This window comes from Mesorhizobium sp. LSHC412B00 (assembly GCF_000503035.1).
In the GTDB taxonomy this organism is placed as follows: Bacteria; Pseudomonadota; Alphaproteobacteria; order Rhizobiales; family Rhizobiaceae; genus Mesorhizobium.
The window spans coordinates 1-252 of the sequence record NZ_AYWB01000049.1 but is presented as its reverse complement, the minus strand read 5'-3'; the positions used below and the strand labels follow the sequence as shown (position 1 = coordinate 252).

General features: G+C 59.1%; 1 protein-coding gene. It reads left to right on the top strand.

Annotated elements, in window-relative coordinates; translation table 11 throughout:
* The coding region (locus tag X757_RS135530; protein WP_023728183.1) for an IS256 family transposase at nucleotides 1–252 on the top strand (252 nt) is incomplete at both ends.

The following is a 252-nucleotide window of genomic DNA, read 5'->3' as shown; positions in this document are numbered from 1 at the left end:
GTCGGCACGCTATCCGCGCCTGACAGGCTGGGCCGAGGATGCCATCGAACAAACCCTGACCTTCTTCAGGCTGCCGAGACAGCACCACAAGCATCTCAAATCCACCAACATGCTGGAGCGGCTCAACGAGGAAATCCGCCGGCGCACCTATGTCGTGCGCATCTTCCCCAATACCGAAAGCTGCCTGCGCCTGGTCAGGGCGTTGGCCGTCGAGACCAATGAAAACTGGATGGAGGCCAACCGATACATCAA